This window comes from Streptomyces sp. NPDC042259 (genome assembly GCF_055582085.1).
Genome location: NZ_JBVJDW010000005.1, coordinates 409,307 through 426,322 on the forward strand (window position 1 = coordinate 409,307; position 17,016 = coordinate 426,322).

12 protein-coding genes are annotated in these 17,016 nt (G+C 72.6%); 8 read left to right on the top strand and 4 right to left on the bottom strand.

Annotated elements, in window-relative coordinates:
• Positions 1-66 precede the first annotated feature (66 nt).
• The 5 genes from ACZ6MA_RS17350 (at position 67) to ACZ6MA_RS17370 (ending at position 7,055) form a co-directional block, all read left to right on the top strand.
• Complete coding sequence (locus tag ACZ6MA_RS17350) at positions 67-804, top strand: response regulator transcription factor (RefSeq protein WP_469434585.1); 738 nt, start codon at positions 67-69, stop codon at positions 802-804.
• Complete coding sequence (locus tag ACZ6MA_RS17355) at positions 801-1,904, top strand: sensor histidine kinase (RefSeq protein WP_469434586.1); 1,104 nt, start codon at positions 801-803, stop codon at positions 1,902-1,904. Before ACZ6MA_RS17350 ends, ACZ6MA_RS17355 begins: the two co-directional genes overlap by 4 nt.
• Positions 1,905-2,155: 251 nt before the next feature.
• Positions 2,156-5,959, top strand: coding sequence for a multifunctional oxoglutarate decarboxylase/oxoglutarate dehydrogenase thiamine pyrophosphate-binding subunit/dihydrolipoyllysine-residue succinyltransferase subunit (locus ACZ6MA_RS17360; protein ID WP_469434587.1), 3,804 nt, complete (start codon positions 2,156-2,158; stop codon positions 5,957-5,959).
• Positions 5,960-6,124: 165 nt separating this feature from the next.
• A complete protein-coding gene (locus ACZ6MA_RS17365; protein ID WP_469434589.1) occupies positions 6,125-6,712 on the top strand; it encodes a Uma2 family endonuclease in 588 nt (195 codons plus the stop codon).
• 157 nt (positions 6,713-6,869) lie between these two features.
• Positions 6,870-7,055 (top strand): DUF6104 family protein, encoded by a 186-nt coding sequence (locus ACZ6MA_RS17370; RefSeq protein WP_301892376.1) that lies wholly within the window; start codon positions 6,870-6,872, stop codon positions 7,053-7,055.
• A 109-nt stretch (positions 7,056-7,164) separates the two neighbouring features.
• Here ACZ6MA_RS17370 and ACZ6MA_RS17375 read toward each other — a convergent pair whose 3' ends face one another.
• Positions 7,165-7,986, bottom strand: a complete 822-nt coding sequence (locus ACZ6MA_RS17375; protein WP_469434590.1) for a hypothetical protein — start codon at positions 7,984-7,986, stop codon at positions 7,165-7,167.
• A gap of 96 nt (positions 7,987-8,082) precedes the next feature.
• Here ACZ6MA_RS17375 and ACZ6MA_RS17380 point away from each other — a divergent pair, with 96 nt between their 5' ends.
• Positions 8,083-8,970, top strand: a complete 888-nt coding sequence (locus tag ACZ6MA_RS17380) for a DUF4097 family beta strand repeat-containing protein (RefSeq protein ID WP_469434592.1) — start codon at positions 8,083-8,085, stop codon at positions 8,968-8,970.
• Complete coding sequence (locus ACZ6MA_RS17385) at positions 8,970-9,965, top strand: PadR family transcriptional regulator (protein ID WP_469434593.1); 996 nt, start codon at positions 8,970-8,972, stop codon at positions 9,963-9,965. Before ACZ6MA_RS17380 ends, ACZ6MA_RS17385 begins: the two co-directional genes overlap by 1 nt.
• A gap of 247 nt (positions 9,966-10,212) precedes the next feature.
• On the opposite strand, the gene ACZ6MA_RS17390 is transcribed toward ACZ6MA_RS17385, so the two are convergent.
• From ACZ6MA_RS17390 to ACZ6MA_RS17400, 3 genes are all read right to left on the bottom strand, one after another.
• Positions 10,213-12,861: a type 1 periplasmic-binding domain-containing protein gene (locus ACZ6MA_RS17390; RefSeq protein ID WP_469434595.1), complete on the bottom strand. Its 2,649-nt coding sequence runs from the start codon at positions 12,859-12,861 to the stop codon at positions 10,213-10,215.
• A 162-nt stretch (positions 12,862-13,023) separates the two neighbouring features.
• Complete coding sequence (locus tag ACZ6MA_RS17395; RefSeq protein ID WP_469434597.1) at positions 13,024-14,463, bottom strand: cellulase family glycosylhydrolase; 1,440 nt, start codon at positions 14,461-14,463, stop codon at positions 13,024-13,026.
• 37 nt (positions 14,464-14,500) lie between these two features.
• On the bottom strand, positions 14,501-15,463 hold the full coding sequence (locus tag ACZ6MA_RS17400; RefSeq protein WP_469434599.1) for a zinc-binding dehydrogenase: 963 nt from the start codon (positions 15,461-15,463) through the stop codon (positions 14,501-14,503).
• A gap of 208 nt (positions 15,464-15,671) precedes the next feature.
• Here ACZ6MA_RS17400 and ACZ6MA_RS17405 point away from each other — a divergent pair, with 208 nt between their 5' ends.
• Positions 15,672-17,015, top strand: a complete 1,344-nt coding sequence (locus ACZ6MA_RS17405; RefSeq protein ID WP_469434601.1) for a hypothetical protein — start codon at positions 15,672-15,674, stop codon at positions 17,013-17,015.
• Position 17,016: the final 1 nt, after the last annotated feature.

Below are 17,016 nucleotides of genomic sequence, written 5' to 3' on the forward strand. Positions count from 1 at the left end.
ACCTGCCCGTACCCTGCTTGCCACAGTCGCAGGACGAGGCACGGAAAGACGCTAGGGGCGGGGCGCATGGAGCACACACACATCGGCCCGAGCGGCACCACGGCCTCCACGGGGACACAGCGACGGGTGCTGGTCGTCGAGGACGACCGGACGATCGTCGACGCCATCGCCGCCCGGCTGCGGGCCGAGGGCTTCCAGGTGCGGACCGCCGGCGACGGCCCGGCGGCGGTCGACGCCGCCGAGGCCTGGCAGCCGGACCTGCTGGTGCTGGACGTGATGCTGCCGGGCTTCGACGGCCTGGAGGTCTGCCGCCGGGTGCAGGCCCAGAGGCCGGTGCCGGTGCTGATGCTCACGGCCCGTGACGACGAGACCGACATGCTGGTCGGGCTGGGCGTGGGCGCCGACGACTACATGACGAAGCCGTTCTCGATGCGGGAGCTGGCGGCGCGGGTGCACGTCCTGCTGCGGCGGGTGGAGCGGGCCACGCTCGCCGCGCACACACCGCGCAGCGGCATCCTGCGCCTGGGCGAGCTGGAGATCGACCACGCGCAGCGCCGGGTGCGGGTGCGGGGCACGGACGTGCATCTGACCCCCACGGAGTTCGATCTGCTGGTCTGTCTGGCGAACACCCCCCGCGCGGTCCTCTCCCGCGAGCAGCTGCTCGCCGAAGTGTGGGACTGGGCGGACGCCTCCGGCACCCGCACCGTGGACAGTCACATCAAGGCGCTGCGCCGGAAGATCGGCGCCGAGCGGATCCGTACCGTCCACGGCGTCGGATACGCGCTGGAGACCCCGGCGGCATGACCGGCGGCCCCCTCCCCGGCGACGGCCCCCGGCAGCCGGGCCCGTGGAGCCGGCTCTGGGCGGCGCTGCGCCCGCTGGACCCCTACCGGTCGGTGAAGGCGGCGCTGGGCGCCCTCGTCATCGGCTCGGTGGTCATCACGACCTTCCTGGTCTTCGTCGCGATCCACTCGGCCACCGAGCTGCGGGTCATCACGATCTTCTCGATCATCGCCTCGCTGCTGATCACCCAGTTCGTGGCGCACGGGCTGACCGCGCCGCTGGACGAGATGACCGACGTCACCCGGTCGATGGCGCACGGGGACTACACCCGGCGGGTCGGCGGCGGCCGGCGGGACGAGTTCGGGGACCTGGCCGAGGCCTTCAACCGGATGGCGGCGGACCTGGAGGCGGTCGACACCCACCGCAAGGAGCTGGTCGCCAACGTCTCGCACGAGCTGCGCACCCCCATCGCGGGGCTGCGGGCGGTGCTGGAGAACGTGGTGGACGGGGTCTCGGAGGCCGACCCGGAGACGATGCGCACCGCGCTGCGCCAGACGGAGCGGCTGGGGCGGCTGGTGGAACAGCTGCTGGATCTGTCCCGGCTGGACAACGGGGTGGTGCCGCTGCACGCGCGGCGCTTCGAGGTCTGGCCCTATCTGGCGGGGGTGCTCAAGGAGGCCAGCATGGCGGCCGGCTCCGGCTCCTCCCCGCGCGCCCGCAAGGACGTGCATCTGCACCTGGACGTCCAGCCGCCGGAGCTGACCGCGCACGCGGACGCCGAGCGGCTGCACCAGGTGGTGGCCAATCTGGTGGACAACGCCGTCAAGCACAGCCCCCGGCACGGCCGGGTCACGGTCCGCGCCCGCCGGGGCGAGGGGCCGCAGTCGCTGGACCTGGAGGTCGTGGACGAGGGTCCGGGCATCCCCGAATCCGAGCGGCACCGGGTCTTCGAGCGCTTCAACCGGGGCAGCTCGGGACAGCAGGGGCCGGACACCGACGGGGGCACCGGACTGGGCCTGGCCATCGCGCGCTGGGCGGTCGATCTGCACGGCGGCAGCATCGGTGTGGCCGAATCCCCACGCGGGTGCCGCATCCGGGTCACTCTTCCGGGCGGACCTTGAGAAGCGACTTGACGTAGGGTCGGTGGTGGAAGCACACATTCAGCGGGATGTGGGCAGGAGTCGACGAACCCGGAAGCCAACGGGAGAAGCGGAACCCCGTCTGCTTCCCGCCACGTCATGCCCCGAAACCCGTCGATGAATGTGACTTAGGCGACGACTGGCCGGGGTGGCCTGCATACAGTGCCTCGACAGGCGTAGCCTTTATTCCCGCTGTCCATCACCTTGTGAAGCGGAAGAGGGCGGTTGCCGCCGTGTCGCCACAGTCCCCCAACACCTCGAGCGTCTCGACCAACCAAGACGGGCAGGGCAAGAGCCCTGCCGACGTCTTCGGTTCCAATGAGTGGCTCGTCGACGAGATCTACCAGCAGTACCTCCAGGACCCGAACTCGGTCGACCGAGCCTGGTGGGACTTCTTCGCCGACTACAAGCCCGGGAAGGACACGGGGTCGGCCGCCGCCACCCCGCCCGCCCCCCCGGGCACCGCGCCGGCCTCCCCGCCGACCGCGCCGTCCGCGCCGTCTGCGCCGGCTCAGCCCGCCGCCGCTCCGGCCGCGCCCGCGCAGCCCGCCGCGGCCAAGCCCGCCCAGGCCCCCGCGGCCCCGGCGGCGCAGCCGGCCGCGGCGAAGCCCGCCGCGAAGGCTCCCGCCAAGGCCCCCGCGCAGCCGGCCCCCGCGGCCGAGGCTCCGCAGGGCCCCGAGTACGTGACGCTGCGCGGCCCGTCCGCCGCGGTCGCCAAGAACATGAACGCCTCGCTGGAGCTGCCGACGGCCACGTCCGTCCGCGCCGTCCCGGTGAAGCTGCTGTTCGACAACCGCATCGTCATCAACAACCACCTCAAGCGGGCCCGGGGCGGGAAGGTCTCCTTCACCCACCTCATCGGCTTCGCGATGGTGCAGGCCCTCAAGGCCATGCCGTCGATGAACCACTCCTTCGCGGAGAAGGACGGCAAGCCGACGCTGGTCAAGCCCGAGCACGTCAACCTCGGCCTGGCCATCGACCTGGTCAAGCCGAACGGTGACCGCCAGCTCGTCGTCGCGGCCATCAAGAAGGCCGAGACGCTGAACTTCTTCGAGTTCTGGCAGGCCTACGAGGACATCGTCCGCCGCGCCCGCGTCGGCAAGCTGACGATGGACGACTTCACCGGGGTCACCGCCTCGCTGACGAACCCCGGCGGCATCGGCACCGTGCACTCCGTGCCGCGTCTGATGCCCGGCCAGGGCCTCATCGTCGGCGTCGGCGCGATGGACTACCCGGCCGAGTTCCAGGGCACCTCCCAGGACGCCCTGAACAAGCTGGGCATCTCCAAGGTCATGACCCTGACCTCGACGTACGACCACCGTGTGATCCAGGGCGCCGCCTCCGGCGAGTTCCTGCGCGTCATGAGCCAGCTGCTGCTCGGCGAGGGTGACTTCTACGACCAGGTCTTCGAGGCCCTGCGGATCCCCTACGAGCCGATCCGCTGGCTGCGCGACATCGACGTCTCCCACGACGACGACGTCACCAAGGCCGCCCGGGTCTTCGAGCTGATCCACTCCTACCGGGTCCGCGGCCACGTCATGGCCGACACCGACCCGCTGGAGTACCGCCAGCGCAAGCACCCCGACCTCGACATCACCGAGCACGGGCTCACCCTGTGGGACCTGGAGCGCGAGTTCGCGGTCGGCGGCTTCGCCGGCAAGGCGATGATGAAGCTGCGCGACATCCTCGGCGTGCTGCGCGACTCGTACTGCCGCACCACCGGCATCGAGTTCATGCACATCCAGGACCCCAAGCAGCGCAAGTGGATCCAGGACCGGGTCGAGCGCGGCCACTCCAAGCCCGAGCGCGAGGAGCAGCTGCGCATCCTGCGCCGGCTGAACGCGGCGGAGGCCTTCGAGACCTTCCTGCAGACGAAGTACGTCGGCCAGAAGCGCTTCTCGCTGGAGGGCGGCGAGTCCGTCATCCCGCTGCTCGACGCCGTGCTGGACTCGGCCGCCGAGTCGCGTCTGGACGAGGTCGTCATCGGCATGGCCCACCGTGGCCGGCTGAACGTGCTGGCCAACATCGTCGGCAAGTCGTACGCGCAGATCTTCCGCGAGTTCGAGGGCAACCTGGACCCGAAGTCGATGCACGGCTCCGGCGACGTGAAGTACCACCTGGGCGCCGAGGGCACCTTCACGGGTCTCGACGGCGAGCAGATCCAGGTCTCGCTGGCCGCCAACCCGTCCCACCTGGAGACGGTCGACCCGGTCGTCGAGGGCATCGCCCGCGCCAAGCAGGACATCATCAACAAGGGCGGCACGGACTTCACCGTCCTGCCCGTCCAGCTGCACGGTGACGCGGCCTTCGCGGGCCAGGGCGTCGTGGCCGAGACGCTGAACATGTCCCAGCTGCGCGGCTACCGCACCGGCGGCACCGTGCACATCGTGATCAACAACCAGGTCGGCTTCACCGCCGCCCCGGAGTCCTCGCGCTCGTCGATGTACTGCACCGACGTCGCCCGGATGATCGAAGCGCCGATCTTCCACGTGAACGGTGACGACCCGGAGGCCGTGGTCCGCGTCGCGCGGCTCGCCTTCGAGTTCCGCCAGGCGTTCAACAAGGACGTCGTCATCGATCTGATCTGCTACCGCCGCCGGGGCCACAACGAGGCCGACAACCCCTCGTTCACCCAGCCGCTGATGTACGACCTGATCGACAAGAAGCGCTCGGTGCGCAAGCTCTACACCGAGTCCCTCATCGGTCGCGGCGACATCACGCTGGAAGAGGCCGAGCAGGCCCTGCAGGACTACCAGGGCCAGCTGGAGAAGGTTTTCACCGAGGTCCGCGAGGCGACGGCCGCGCCGACCGCGGCCGAGGTCCCGGCCCCGCAGGCCGAGTTCCCGGTCCCGGTGAACACCGCGATCTCCCAGGAGGTCGTCAAGCGGATCGCCGAGTCGCAGGTCAACCTGCCCGAGCACGTCACGGTGCACCCGCGGCTGCTGCCGCAGCTGCAGCGCCGCGCGGCCAGCGTCGAGGACGGCACGATCGACTGGGCGATGGGCGAGACCCTCGCCTTCGGCTCGCTGCTGATGGAGGGCACCCCGGTCCGGCTCGCCGGCCAGGACTCCCGCCGCGGCACGTTCGGCCAGCGCCACGCGGTGCTCGTCGACCGGGAGACCGGCGAGGACTACACCCCGCTGATGTACCTCTCCGAGGACCAGGCCCGTTACAACGTCTACGACTCGCTGCTCAGCGAGTACGCGGCGATGGGCTTCGAGTACGGCTACTCGCTGGCCCGCCCGGAGTCGCTGGTGCTGTGGGAGGCCCAGTTCGGTGACTTCGTCAACGGCGCCCAGAGCATCGTCGACGAGTTCATCTCCTCCTCCGAGCAGAAGTGGGGCCAGACCTCCGGCGTCACGCTGCTGCTGCCGCACGGCTACGAGGGCCAGGGCCCGGACCACTCCTCGGCCCGTGTCGAGCGTTTCCTCCAGCTCTGCGCGCAGAACAACATGACGGTCGCGATGCCGACCCTGCCGTCGAACTACTTCCACCTGCTGCGCTGGCAGGTCCACAACCCGCACCACAAGCCGCTGATCGTCTTCACCCCGAAGTCGATGCTGCGTCTGAAGGCCGCGGCGTCGTCGGCGGAGGAGTTCACCACCGGCAGCTTCCGCCCGGTCATCGGTGACGACACGGTCGCCACCGATGACGTCCGCAAGGTCGTCTTCTGCTCCGGCAAGGTCTACTACGACCTCGTCGCCGAGCGGACCAAGCGCGGTGCGAACGACACGGCCATCATCCGCATCGAGCGGCTGTACCCGCTGGCGGGTGCGGAGCTCCAGGCGGAGATCGCCAAGTACGCCGGCGCGGAGAAGTTCGTGTGGGCCCAGGAGGAGCCGGCGAACCAGGGTGCCTGGCCGTTCATCGCGCTCAACCTGATCGACCACCTGGACCTGGCCGTCGGCGCCGACATCCCGGCCCGGGAGCGGCTGCGGCGGGTCTCCCGCTCGCACTCCTCCTCCCCGGCGGTCGGCTCGGCCAAGCGCCACCAGGCGGAGCAGGCGGCACTGGTCGCCGAGGTCTTCGACATCTGACCTCGACCGGCCTTTCGGTAACGGACACGGGCCCCCACCGCTACGGCGGTGGGGGCCCGGTGTTTTTGGCCGCGTGGCCGGACCACGGGCGTGCCCTGACGCCCGTGCGTATCGTTGTACTGCGCGGCTGCTGAAAGGCCAGCGGCAGCGGGGAGGAGCGTCACGGTGACCATCGCAATGACCGACAGGACCGAGATGGCCGAGAACGACGAGCCGGGCTCGGAAGACATGTTCGAGCTGCTCTACGAGATCGTCCCCGAGGGGTACAAGGGCGAGATCGTCGGGGGAGCTATCTGCATGGCACCGCAGCGGGGTACGCACTGGGAAATCATCGGCGAGGTGTTCCTGCAGCTGAAGCAGCATTTCGGGCGCCGGAGCAGGGTCATGTCCGATGTCCGCCTCGACCTCCCGGGTGACCGCAACGCCTTCGCCCCCGACCTCTTCAAGCTGTCGGACGACGCCGAGCCGGACGCGAAGGGCCGTTGGCGCCATCAGGACGTCGAGTTCGTCCTTGAGGTGATCTCACAGGCGACCGCCGACAACGACTACGGCAAGAAGAAGGACGCCTACGCTGACGGAGGCATCCCGGTGTACGTCATCGTGGATCCCTACACCGGCCAGTGCCATGTGCACACGGAGCCGAAGGACGGTGAGTACCGCGCCAACCGCACCCTCGACTTCGGTGACCCGGTCGACCTGACGGACACGGTTCTGGGTTTGTCCCTGACGACCCGGTCGTTCCCCCGGGACTGACCCTGGGGTGGTCCCCACCGGGCGGCCGGACCCGCACGCGGGCGTGGAAATACGGAACGTACGGGCACTGTGAGGTCCTGGCCAGGACCTCACAGTGCGCGCCGCCTATCCTGGGCGGGACCGTTCGACCACCCTGACATTCCCCACGGAGAGCACGTTGTACTTCACCGACCGCGGTATCGAGGAGCTGGAGAACCGGCGGGGCGAGGAGGAGGTCTCCCTCGGGTGGGTGGCCGAGCGCCTGCGTGAGTTCGTCGACCTCAACCCGGACTTCGAGGTGCCGGTGGAGCGGCTGGCGACGTGGCTGGCCCGTCTGGACGACGAGGACGACGACGACCTGTAGGGAAATCAGCCCGTCCGGCGATTGAGGACGCGCCCGCAGGGCGCTCGCCGCCGCAGGCGGCAAAACCGGCCCGCAGCCGAAGACCGCCGGCCAGGCGGGCCGCGGGCCCCTACATCCGTCCCCGCCACCGGTCGTACGCCAGCGTCAGTACCCCGTCCGCCGCCAGCGCCCACCCCGCCGCCGCCCAGCCCCGGCGCCCGGCGCGGCGGGCACAGAAGGCCAGCGAGACACCCGCCGCTATTTCCGCCACGCCCCGGGCCTGCGCCCTCGGGCCGCGCGTCCATGCGCCCAGCGCACCCCGCTCGGACTCGTCGAGCCCGGTGCGCAGGGCCTCCCGCCAGCCCGGCCATTCGACGGTCTCGGTGGCCGGCAGCGCCGCGGCCGCCTCGCGCAGTTCGTCCGCGTCCGCGCCCGGCACGAGGCCCGTCCCGAGGTGCAGGCCCGCGCGGGCGAGCACCGCCACCAGGCCCAGCGCCCGGGCGGGCGCGTCGAGGTCCGCGTCCGGCGCGGTGAGCCGGTCGAGCGCCGCCCCGTCGAGCACGGGGTCGAGGCCGAGCCGGGCACGCAGGGCCGTCATGGCCTCCTCCGCACCGGGCTGCGGCGTGCCGTCCGCGCGCCACGTGTGCGAGACCGTGCGGCGGAAAGCCGCCGCCACCACGAAGCCCGCTTCGGCGCCGTCCCACCACAGGCCGACGACCGGCCACGACTCCCCGCCGGTCAGCACGTGCGCCCAGTCGGTCGTCAGGATGGACAACTCCTCGCCCTCGTCCCGCCAGGAGTCCGCGCCGGGGACGAGCACGCTCCATTCCTCGCCCGCCGGGGCGAGGAGCACAGGCATGCCGAGGAACCGGGCGGAGGAGCGGACGCGGTCGGGCTCGGCCCGGCAGAGCAGCAGGGCCCCTGCCGCCGGACGGTGATCGGTAGCTGGCATGCGTCAACGCTATGCCACCCGGGTGACACTTGACTTACCCCGACCGCGATATATCGTGTTTGACAAGAGACGCGATATGTTGCGAGGAGGCCCGGCATGTCCGACCGGTCAGAGCGAACGGATCAGCGCCACTGGTCACTGTCCGCGCCACGGACGCTCACCTTCGAGGAGCCGGTCACGGCCTTGAACGTGCGGCTCGTGGGCGGCACGGTCAACGTCGTGGGCGCGAGTGCCGGGCCCGCCCGGCTGGAGTTGTCCGAGATCGAGGGCCCGCCGCTCGTCGTCACGCTCCACGACGGCACGCTCGTCGTCGGGTACGAGGACCTGCCCTGGCAGAACTTCCTCAAGTGGTTCGGCCGCCGCGAGTGGAAGCGCGCGGCCACCGTCACCCTGACCGTCCCGGCCGCCACCCGGGTCGAGGTCGGCGTCGTCACCGCGAGCGCCGTTCTCTCCGGGATCTCCGGCCGTACGGACGTCCGTGGCGTGGGCGGGGAGATCACGCTCGTCGGGCTGACCGGGGCCGTGCGGGCCGAGACCGTCACCGGGCGGCTGGAGGCCCAGTCCCTCGGCGGCGATCTGCGCTTCCAGTCCGTCTCCGGCGACCTCACGCTCGTCGACGGCTCCGCCGGCACCGTCAGGGCCGAATCGGTCAGCGGCGACGTGGTGGTGGACCTCTCCCCCACCGCGACCTGCCCCGACCTCGACATCACGAGCGTCTCCGGCGAGGTCGCCGTCCGGCTGCCGCACCCCACCGACGCGGAGGTGGACGCGGGCACCGCGAGCGGCACGGTCTCCTGCGCCTTCGAGGACCTGCGCGTCAGCGGCCCGTGGGGCGGCCGGAAGATCACCGGCCGGCTCGGCGCCGGACACGGCAAACTCAAGGTCACCACCGTCTCGGGCGCGGTCACGCTGTTGCGCAGGCCCCCGGAGCCGGACCCGGGCGGCGGCCCGGCCGACGCCCCCGCGCAGGGAAAGGTCCTCTGATGCCCCCCGTCTTCGCCCACGGCCGACTGCGTCTGTACCTCCTCAAGCTGCTGGACGAGGCGCCCCGCCACGGTTACGAGGTCATCCGGCAGCTGGAGGAGCGCTTCCAGGGGCTGTACGCGCCGTCCGCCGGCACGGTCTATCCCCGGCTGGCCAAGCTGGAGGCCGAGGGCCTCGTCACCCACACCACCGAGGGCGGCCGGAAGGTCTACTCCCTCACCGACGCCGGCCGCGTCGAACTGGCCGGCCGCCGGGGCGAGCTGGCCGAGCTGGAGCTGGAGATCCGCGAGTCCGTCTCCGCGCTCGCCGCCGACATCCGCGAGGACGTCCGTGGTGCCGCCGGTGACCTGCGGCGCGAGATGCGCGAGGCCGCGCTCCGGGCCCGTACGGACGGCGCCGGGGCGGCCGGCGGGCAGCCCGGCGACGCCTTCCCCGGTGACTACTTCGCCGGGGCGAAGGAGGAGTTGCGGCGCGCCAAGGAGGAGTGGCGGGAGCAGGCCCGCCGGGCGAAGGAGGAGAGCCGCCGCGCCCGCGAGGACGCGCAGCGGGCCCGCCGCCAGGCCCGGCGGACCGAGGACCGCACCCGTGAGGAGGTGCGGCGCGTCAAGGAGCGCGTGGAGGAGCAGGTCCGCGAGCACCTGCGGCACGGCGACTGGCCGGCGGGCCTGGTCGAGGGCGTCAGCGCCCTCGCCAGGGAACTCGGCGCCCTCGCCGGCCAGGGCCGCGCCCACCGCGAGCCGGACGCCGCGCCCGACGACACGGTGGAGCGGGAGGACGGGCCCGGCCGACAGGAGCGGCCCGCGTGGGCCTCGGCCGACGACACGCTCTCCGAGGACCCGGCCCGCGACCTCGACCGGCTGCTCGACCGCTTCCGCGACGACGTCCGCGACACGGCCCGCGACCACGGGGTGACCCCCGGGCAGCTGGCCGCGGCCCGCCGCCACCTGGCGGCGGCGGCCGCCCGTATCGACGCGGTGCTGAGGCCGATGCCCTAGGCCGTGTCCGGCGGATCATGTGGGCGGGCGCTGCGGCCCGTGGAGTCCGCACCACCGCTGCGCGGCGCTTGAGGACGCGCCCGCCGGGCGCTCAGCCGCCGCAGGCAGCAAAGACGGCCGGTAGCCGAAGATCCACCGGACACGCCCTAGGCATGTCCGGCGGATCGTCGGCTGCGGGCCGGTTGTGCCGCCTACGGCGGCGGGCGCGCCTCGCCTGTCCGGCGAATCGTCGGACAGGCGAGAGGCCCTACTCGTCCCGCGGACAGGCGAACGCGCCGCCCGGCCCCCAGGTCGTCCGCTCGTCCTGGCTGGCCCGGAACCCGCACTCCAGTGCCACTTCCGGGCCCGACTCGGTGTCGTGCAGCATCAGCAGCCGTTTGTTCACCGGGACTTTGCCGTTGCGGTCGAAGGCCAGCACCCCCGTGGCACCGCGCTTGCCGTCCGGCCCGCCGACGCCCCGCACCAGGGACTGCTGCACCGTGCCCAGCCCGAACGGCGCCGCACCCGCGTCCTGCCGGGCGGTGTTGACGGCGGCGCCCAGCAGCCGCAGCGCGTCCCAGGCGAGCGGGGCGTGGCCGTCGTTGCCCCACAGGTCGTCCGCGCCGTAGGCCTTGCGGTACTGGTCACGGAAGCGGTCGCCCATGACGTTGGGCGAGTGGCTCCTGGGCAGCGCGTGCGCCGCGTAGTACAGCCGCACCCGGGGGTGCAGGGCGCTGGGGTGCTGCGCGTCGACGACCGCGTTGGTGATGTCGTTGCCGCCGACCACCGTCAACCGCCCGTCGCACCGGGTGCCACTGGCGAACTCCTCCAGGAACGCGCTGAATTCGACCGGCCGGGCCGCCCAGTACAGGACCGTGCGCGGATCCTCCCGGACGCGCTCGCAGACCCTGATGGCCACCTCGGCCAGGGTGCTCGCCGTCTCGACCCGGTCGCCCGACGCGGGCGGGACGGGCTCCCGGCCGGGCTCCGCGGTGTAGCGGATCGTCCGCGCGCCCTTGAACTCCGACGTGAACAGCTCGCTCAGGTCGGCGCTGTAGGTGTCCGTGGGGTCCGCGACCACGACCGCCGCGCGGGCCGGGGCGCACACCCCGGCCGCGGTCTCCACGATGTTGCCGCGCCGGGCGAAGTCGGCGGCGATCCGGGCCTCGCGCCGGTTGTCGGGCGCCACCTGCCGGTACATGCCGTGCCACTGCATCTCCAGCGCGGTCGCGGTGGTGCCGATGACGGGCAGCCCCGCGTCGCCGAGGATGTCCCGGGCGGCCAGGGAGTCGGCGCGGCTCTGTCCGAGGCCGACCACGCCCATGATCTGCTGCTCGCCCTTGTGTTCCGCCATTTCCCGTACGAGTTCCCCGGCCACTTCCGGGGCGTTGGAGAAGCGCGGGCCCCCGTCGAGGACCCGCACCCGCAGCCACACCTTGTGGTGCACGTCCTTGGCTGCCTCGCTGTTGAGTTCCTGCTGGGCGAGGGCGATGCCGCGCAGCTCGGGGACGGCGCCGCTGTACAGGCCGTCGTTCCAGTTGTCGACGGTCACCGGGACGCCGAGGTAGACGACCGTGCGGATGACCGTGTCGGCCCGCTTGGCGGCCGCTTCGGCCTGCTTGTTCTGCGTGTCGATGGCCGCCCGTGCCCGCGCGTACAGCTCCTTGGGGCTCTCCTGGGGGATCCGGCCCGGCACGGCCGGTTCCGTCATGGTCACCGTGGCGCCGAGGCACCGGTCGCTGCTGGGGTCGACGAGCCGCAGCACGCCCTGGTAGCCCAGCAGGGACAGCACCGTGACCCCCGCCACCGCCATCGCGAACGCCTCGGCCCGCGGGGCCAGGTCGGAGGAGACCCGGCCGGGCTGGATCTCCGGGTAGCCGCGCAGCCGGCTCTCCGCCTCCTCGTCGTGCCGCCCGGCCAGCGGCTCCACGCCGACGACGACCGAGCGGCCCCGCCCCCGGCCGGGGCTCCGCGCCCAGGAGTCGATCGTGGTCGTCGCCATGGCGAGGCTCTGCGGGGTGTCCGCGGCGGCCGGGTCCACCGCCAGCAGGACGACGGCGGTGCTGCCGGTCTGCTCGACCGCCTGCGGAAAGCCGCGCACCACGCTCTCGGTGACCGAGGCGGGGGCGCCGCCGCGCGGGAAGACGAGGACGAACCGGGCCCGGCGCCGCCGCACCCACGGGGAGAGGCGGCGGCCGCGCACCGCCGCCTCCAGGTCGCCGAGCAGCGCGCACAGCAGCGCGCCCTCCCGGTCGCGGGTGACCACCTCGTGCTGGCGGAAGAAGTCGCCACGGCCCGAGGGCACCCGCGCCCAGCTCCGGAACCAGCCGCCTTTGCCCATCATGCGGCGCCCCGCGCGGAGGCCGTACAGCCAGCGCGGCAGCACCTCGAACACGGGGTGGCGGAACCAGTGCCACATCCAGGCCGCCACGTTCGCGGGCGGTGTATCCGCACCGCTGATCGCGTGCAGTGCCTTCAGGGCGCGGGAGTCCTTGCGGCGCTCGGCGTAGCACTGGTCGCGCAGGTCCCGGGCGCGCACCGCGGGTTGGTCCTCCGTCGAGGAGGCGGCGGCGAAGGCGCGCAGGAGCCGGTAGCGGGGCAGCCGCAGCCGGCCGAAGCCGGCGGGGGTGTTCTCCCGCAGACCGTTCTCGATCTGTTCGAAGACGTCCGGCGTCCGCCGGCCGTCGCCGCGCGGCCGGGGTTCCTGGACCCGGGCGTACGGGACGAGCGCGCGGCCGCGCACCCGCAGCCGCAGGCACTCTCCCTCCGCGATCCGCTCGGCCTCGTCGCCCGGGCCCCGCTGGACGAGGACGATCCTGGCGGAGGGCCCGCGGCGCCCCGGTGGCACGAGCACGAGTTCTTCGAGCGCGGTGACGAAATCCCCTACGGCGGGGAGTGGTGGAATCGATGAGGACATGGCTTCACCCCCGAACGGCCCGTCGCCGGGCCGCCACAGTCCTTGCGCACCGATGTACTTCGACGTAGGCGATGACGTCGGTATGACTACGTCGATTGGCGGGGCGCTCGCCCCGAGCCCTCCATCATCCTCAGGCCCCGGGTGTGGCGCCACCGCACCGGCTCACTCCGTTTCGCGCCCTGGCGTGACCACCACGGAGACCGGCGCGGCGGCGTGCGGCGCGCCGTGCAGAAGGACCGTTCCGCGCTCCCCCGGCGGTATGTCCCGGGTCCTGGTCCGGGCGGGTCCGGTCACGGCGATGTGCCAGCCGCGCGGGGCGGGCGGCAGGGAGAGTTCGCTGGTGCCCGCCGGGTGCGGCCGGTAGGCCAGGCGGTAGGTGAGGGCGGCCGGTTCGTAGGACTCGGTCGTGACCGCGCCGGCGACGGCGGGGGCGTACGGGCGTGCCGTGCGCTCCTTGTTGGTCCGGAAGCGGCCCTCGGCGTCCAGGGCGCAGTAGCCGCCGCCGTAGCACCAGGTGTAGCCGGCCCAGCCGGAGGTGTAGCGGGCGAGGGAGGCGAGGGCGTCGTCGTAGAAACGGCCCATGTTCGGCAGGGAGCTGTTGAGCGGGCCCCATTCGCCGACGACGACGGGGACGTGCGTCTCACGGGGGTAGCGGGTGACGGCCGCCTCGTAGTTCTCGATCCACCGCGCGGCCGGGTCGTAGTCCCGTCCGGCCTCCATGGCGGCGTTGTAGAAGTGCGGGGCGTAGACCACCTTGGGGTCGGCCACGCGGCCGAGGCCGGTCGGCACGCCCTCGCCGACGATGGGGGTCGGTTCGACGAACAGCCAGTGCCGGCGGTCGACGCGCCGGATGGCGGCGGCGAGCCGGCGGTACATGGGGGTGATCTGCTCGGCCTCGATCCGGCGGGCGGCGGTGGGGAGGTCCTCGCCGGGGCGGAGCCGGCCCATCGGCTCGTTGATGAGGTCGTAGCCGAGCACGGCCGGGTGGTGGGCGAGCCGCCCGGCGAGCACCTGCCACATCCGGGCCTGGGCGCGCCGCAGGTCCGCGTCCTGGTAGAGGTGTTCGAAGGCGGCCTGTACGGCGGGTTCGTAGTACTCGGCGAACCAGTCGTCGGGGTGCGGGGTGTAGGGCAGGCCGTCGGTGCGGGTGGCCCACTCGGGGATGCCGCGGTGGCTGCCGAAGGCGGGGCCGTAGACGTCCTGGTGGGCGTCGATCACGACGCGGACGCGATGGGTGTGCGCCCAGTCGAGGATCCGCTCGATCCTGTCGAGGTAGCGCTCGCTGTAGTGGCCGCGCCGGGGTTCGAGGTCGTCCCAGAAGACCAGCAGCCGCGCGGTGTCGAAGCCCCGCGCGGCCAGGTCGCGGAAGTGCCGTTCGGTGATGTCGGACAGGGCGGAGGCGCCCCGGTGGTTCTTGTCCTCGACGTTCCAGCCGCGCAGCGTGAGGACCCGGCCGCGCTCGTCGGTCAGCCTCGGGATCCCGCCGGGGCGGTCCGGTGGGCGGGCGGCGGCGGTGCCGGGCGCGAGCAGCGCCGGCACCGCGGCGAGCACGGTGAGCAGTGCCGCGAGGAGCGCGGTGCGAGGTACCCCGGGCTTGCGCATGACCCTCCGGAGGACTCCGGACGGCCCGGCAGCAGCCCTAGACCGTCAGCACGATCTTTCCGAACACGTCTCCGTCGGCCATCTTCTCGAACCCTTCCCGGGCCCGGTCAAGGGGCAGGACGGAGTCGATGACGGGCCGTACGCCCGTCGCGGCGCAGAAGGCCAGCAGATCGGCCAGCTCGTCCTTGGAGCCCATCGTCGAGCCGACGACCTTCAGTTCCAGGAAGAAGATGCGGTTGAGTTCGGCGGCCTTGGGGTTGGGTCCGCTGGTCGCGCCGGAGATGACGAGGGTGCCGCCGGGCTTGAGGGACTTCACCGAGTGCGACCAGGTGGCGGCGCCGACGGTCTCGATGACGGCGTCGACGCGGTGCGGCAGCCGCGCCCCCGGCTCGAACGCGTCCTCGGCGCCCAGTTCCACCGCCCGCTCGCGCTTGGCCGCGTCACGGCTGGTGGCGAAGACGCGCAGCCCGGCCGCCGCGCCCAGCACGATCGCGGCGGTGGCCACGCCGCCCCCGGCGCCCTGCACCAGGACGCTCTGCCCGGGGCGCACGCCCGCGTTGGTGAACAGCATCCGGTACGCGGTCAGCCAGGCGGTGGGCAGGCAGGCGGCCTCCTCGAAGGACAGCTCCTTCGGCTTGCGCAGCACGTTCCACGTGGGCACGGCGACCCGCTCGGCGAAGGTGCCCTGGTAGCGCTCGGTGAGGATGGACCGCGGCTCGTCGGGCCCCACACCGTGGCCGCTCTGGCCGATGACGGAGTGGACGACGACCTCGTTGCCGTCCTCGTCGGTCCCGGCGGCGTCACAGCCGAGGATCATCGGCAGCGCCTCCTCACCGAGCCCCACCCCGCGCAGCGACCACAGATCGTGGTGGTTGAGCGAGGCGGCCTTGACGTTGACGGTCGTCCAGCCGGGCCGCGGCCCGGGCTCGGGGCGCTCCCCCAACTCCAGGCCGCTGAGCGGCTGGTCACGGTCGATGCGTGCGGCGTAGGCGGCGAACATGATCCGAACCTAGCCCCGGGGACGCCCGGGGCGGAACCACACGGCGGTGTGACGCGCGCCGCGTCCCGCGCGCACCGTCCACGGGTCCCTCACCCAACGACCGTATCCGCGGCGGAGTGCGGCCGTTCCGCGTTGACCCCGGGGCGGGTGGGGCGATTGGCTTCGCAGGTCCGTACATATGCCGTACGGGCTTTCCCGAGGGGGGATCATGCGTCATCTCAGACGTACCGCCGTACTGGCGGCGATATTAGGCATCTGCGCCACGGCTCTGCCCGTGGCGCACGCCGCGTCCGCCGGGGAGGGGCGGCGGGCTCCGGGCGTCGAGCGGGTGAACCTGACTACGGCCGGCGAGCAGGCGGACGGCGAGTCGAACCGGCCCGTGATCAGCGGCGACGGGCGCTCGGTCGCCTTCGAGTCCGTGGCGGCCAACCTGGCGCCCGGCGGCAGGGCCGAGCCCCAGATCTATGTGCGGAACCGGTCGACCGGCACGCTCCGGCAGGTCAGCGTGGCCACGGACGGCACCCCGGCGGACGCCGGATCGCTCGCCCCGTCGATCAGCGCCACCGGGCGGTACGTCGCCTTCGAGTCGTTCGCGAAGAACCTGGCCCCCGGCCGGAATCCGGACGGGTCCGATGTCTACGTCCGGGACCTGTGGACCGGCCGCACCGAGCTGGTGATCAACGACAAGCCGTCGACGCGGGGGTCGTCCGGCGCGCCGGCCATGAGCGCCGACGGCCGTTACGTCGCCTTCGTCTCCACCCGTGACGACCTCGTCCCCGGCGACACCAACCGGCGCACGGACGTCTTCGTCCGGGACCGCTGGAAGGGCACCACCCGGCGGGTCAGTGTCCGGGCCGACGGCACCCAGGTCGGCCGCCCCGCCGTCCAGCCGGTGATCAGCGCCGACGGCAGCAAGGTCGGCTTCCGCGGCTGGGACCTGACGGACGCCCCCGAGCCGCCGTCCGAGCCGGCGGGGGCGGGCATGCGGCCGCCGACGTCCAACCAGTTCTACGTCCACGACCTGCGCACCGGGCGGCTCGAACTGGCGGCCCACGAACGCGACGGCCGGCCCGCGCCGGTCGGCGGCGGCTACAGCCTCAGCCCCGACGGGCGGTACGCGCTCTTCACCAGCCGCTCGGCGGCGGTGGTGGAGGGCGACACCAACCACCGCGCCGATGCCTTCGTCAAGGATCTGCGCACCGGCGTCATCCGGCGCGTCAGCCTGGCCCACGACGGCGCGCAGCCCGACGGCCATGTCTACGACCCGGTCATGGGCGCCGACGGCCGACGGGTGTTCTTCGTCTCCAGTGCCACCAACCTGGTCCCCGGTGACGCGGGTGCCCAGATCGCCGACGTCTTCGTCCGCGATCTGCGCACCGGTGGCGTGGAGCGGCTCAACGTGGCGTCCGACGGCTCCCGGGACAACGGCGTCGCGGGCGGCGTCGCCGTCGACCTCCTGGGCCGGACGGCCGTCTTCGAGAGTTCCGGCGACAACCTCGTCCCCGGCGACACCAACAAGACGACCGACATCTTCCTGCGGCGCGTGCGGTGAC

Coding starts and splice junctions, on each gene's coding strand:
- ACZ6MA_RS17395 (WP_469434597.1), bottom strand. CDS start 14,463: ATGCGCAAGCCCGGGGTACCTCGCACCGCGCTCCTCGCGGCACTGCTC.
- ACZ6MA_RS17350 (WP_469434585.1), top strand. CDS start 67: ATGGAGCACACACACATCGGCCCGAGCGGCACCACGGCCTCCACGGGG.
- ACZ6MA_RS17375 (WP_469434590.1), bottom strand. CDS start 7,986: ATGCCAGCTACCGATCACCGTCCGGCGGCAGGGGCCCTGCTGCTCTGC.
- ACZ6MA_RS17385 (WP_469434593.1), top strand. CDS start 8,970: ATGCCCCCCGTCTTCGCCCACGGCCGACTGCGTCTGTACCTCCTCAAG.
- ACZ6MA_RS17405 (WP_469434601.1), top strand. CDS start 15,672: ATGCGTCATCTCAGACGTACCGCCGTACTGGCGGCGATATTAGGCATC.
- ACZ6MA_RS17380 (WP_469434592.1), top strand. CDS start 8,083: ATGTCCGACCGGTCAGAGCGAACGGATCAGCGCCACTGGTCACTGTCC.
- ACZ6MA_RS17390 (WP_469434595.1), bottom strand. CDS start 12,861: ATGTCCTCATCGATTCCACCACTCCCCGCCGTAGGGGATTTCGTCACC.
- ACZ6MA_RS17355 (WP_469434586.1), top strand. CDS start 801: ATGACCGGCGGCCCCCTCCCCGGCGACGGCCCCCGGCAGCCGGGCCCG.
- ACZ6MA_RS17400 (WP_469434599.1), bottom strand. CDS start 15,463: ATGTTCGCCGCCTACGCCGCACGCATCGACCGTGACCAGCCGCTCAGC.